The sequence below is a fragment of the Longimicrobium sp. genome (assembly GCF_036387355.1).
Classification (GTDB): Bacteria; Gemmatimonadota; Gemmatimonadetes; order Longimicrobiales; family Longimicrobiaceae; genus Longimicrobium.
Window position 1 is genome coordinate 1 of the sequence record NZ_DASVTX010000334.1, and the last position, 2,330, is coordinate 2,330.

At 68.6% G+C, this 2,330-nt stretch carries 2 protein-coding genes; one reads left to right on the top strand and one right to left on the bottom strand.

The window, feature by feature from the left end:
* Positions 1–492: 492 nt before the first annotated feature.
* Entirely contained in the window at positions 493–1,338 is an 846-nt protein-coding gene (locus VF665_RS14765; RefSeq protein WP_331054205.1) for a hypothetical protein, read from the bottom strand.
* 313 nt (positions 1,339–1,651) lie between these two features.
* On the opposite strand from VF665_RS14765, the gene VF665_RS14770 reads away from it, so the two are divergent.
* Positions 1,652–2,293, top strand: coding sequence for a hypothetical protein (locus tag VF665_RS14770; protein ID WP_331054206.1), 642 nt, complete (start codon positions 1,652–1,654; stop codon positions 2,291–2,293).
* The last annotated feature ends 37 nt before the right edge of the window (positions 2,294–2,330 follow it).

Consider the following 2,330-nt stretch of genomic DNA (forward strand, 5'->3'; position numbering starts at 1 on the left):
AAGGATCTACTTTACGCCGAGCCAACGTCGCGACACGCATGCCCGTTCTCACAGGCGTAGCAGATCCTTCGTCGGCGCCAGGACTCGGCGTGGCGATCCGTGCCTCCGGCGCCTCCTCAGGATGTCAAGTTCTTGCGCGGCAAAGGCTTGGGCGCACAAACACCTGTTATCCTGAGCGGAGCGCTGCACGGGACCTTCCGTCGCGTCAAACTGTGGCGCGGAGTCGAGGATCTACTTTCCGCCGAGCCACCGTCGCGACACGCACACCCGTTCTCACAGGCGAAGCAGATCCTTCGTCGGCGCCAGGACTCGGCGTGGCGGAAGGTGCGTCCGGCGCCTCCTCAGGATGACAAATTCTTGTGGGGCAACGAGTTGGTTCGTCGCCCCGAGCATCCTGGGCAGCCACGCTCCCCGGCGCTTGGCACGATGGCAACACACAACGCTCCCGCCGCGGGATCCGCGGCGGGAGCGTTCGTCCTTCAAAGGAACCGGTCAGCGGACGGTGATCTGGCGGGCCATGCCGTGCATCACGTGCGGCTTGCCGTCGCCCGCGTCGGGGACCATGCAGAGCAGCGCGTACTCGCCCGGCGCAAGGTCCAGCGTCACGTAGTTCACGTCACCCGTGCTGAGCAGCGTGGTGCCGCCCATGGGCATGCCCGGAGGGGGCCCCTGCTCGCTCATCATCCACGCCGTCATGTCGGCCACCGTCTTGCCGGGCGCCAGGCGCACCAGGATCAGCTCGTGCGGCTGCGCCACGTCGTTCTGCACCTTGAGGGTGTGGCGGCCGGCGCTCAGCTCGCGCGAAAACTCGAACCCGTAGTCGTTCAGCTTCACCTCCACGTCGGCCTGCGGGGCCACGGCGCGCGACGGGGCGTCAATCACCGTCAGCGGCTTGATCATCCCCTTGGCCACGTGCGCCACCCCGTCCTTGCTGGGGATGAAGCAGAGGATGGCGTAGTTGCCGGCCTTGAGGTCCACCGTGGCCTCGGCGGGCTGCCCGGGCACCGCGGCGTTGGGCCCGCCCACGAAGCGCACCCAGGGCGGCGGCGGCCCGTGCGGATTGGCGGCCATGCCCTGCACGAGCTCCTGCACCGTGTGGCCGTCCTCCAGCCGCACCAGCTGTGCGTGGTGCATCTCGTGCCCGCCGTTCACCAGGCGCAGCGTGGTGAGCCCGGACGGAATGGTGGCCGGCGCCTGGTAGCTGAAGTCGGCGGCGGAGATGGTGACCAGGTTGGGCAGGGCGTCCGCATCGATCACTTCGGCGTTGCCCTGGGTGCAGGCGGCCGTGGCGGCGCAAAGGCAGAGCGCCGCGGTGCGGCGCAGAAGCGTGCTGTTCATCGTTCCCCCGTGTTGTGGCGCTCGTCAGGATCGCCGCGGAGCACCGTGCCCCGCGGCGCGCCACAAGAATGCCTCCGCCGCGCACGGTCCACATGGGTACGCTGACCCGTCCCGCCGCGAGGGCTTCGCGAGGGGCGGATGTGCCCGCGGCTCCTTTGCCGCGCTCCCGTGCGGGTAGCAGGGGGAGTGTCAGTTTCAACGAAAGGTTTGACGAGGAGCACCCCCGAACCCATATTCTGCGCCTCAACCGGACCGCGATCCGGTTTCGCGCGCGGACGTCCGCGCCCCGACAACCCGTTTCCGGGAACGAGAGATGAAGAAAGCAGCGGCTGGACTGTTCGCGGTTCTCGCCACGGTGACCCTGGCCGGCACGGCCTCGGCGCAGGTCTGCGCGGGCTACCCGTCGTCGGACCGCGGGTTCTACTTCGGCGGCCGGGCGGATTTCCCGGAAAACGGCGATTCGTTCGGCGTGGAGGCAGACTACAATGCCTCGGGCCCGCTGGGCGTCTACGGCGGCCTGAACGTGCTCTCGGGTGAGGGCGACGACGAGGACGAGGAGAGCTTCAACGAGTACTTCGCCGGCGTCGCGTTTGAGACTCCCTCGCTGGGGTTGATGATCGGGCCGCGCGTTTCGGCGTGCCCCGTGGTGGAGGGCCGCCTGCTCTCCATCGACGGCCTGGGCGACTTCGTGCAGATCCCCATCGGCCTGGGCATCGGCGCGGACCTGGGCATTCCGGTGGGCCCGTCGGTGTCGGGCTACGTGCAGCCGCAGCTGGTAATCTCGCGCTTCAACCCCGAAGACGACGCCTTCGACAGCGATTCGGAGACCAACTTCGGCATCAAGGCCGGCGCCATGGTGGGCTTCAGCCTGCTGACCATCGGCGGCGAAGTGCGCCACGTCTTCCAGGAAGACGCCGATCCGCAGTTCGGCATCCGCGTGGGCATCCGCCTGTAAGCGGACGGACGCGGCAGACCAGGAGCGCCGGGCGTGC

What these genes read in the sequence shown, in the direction of transcription:
- VF665_RS14765 (WP_331054205.1), bottom strand. Translation starts at nt 1,338, where the DNA reads ATGAACAGCACGCTTCTGCGCCGCACCGCGGCGCTCTGCCTTTGCGCC.
- VF665_RS14770 (WP_331054206.1), top strand. Translation starts at nt 1,652, where the DNA reads ATGAAGAAAGCAGCGGCTGGACTGTTCGCGGTTCTCGCCACGGTGACC.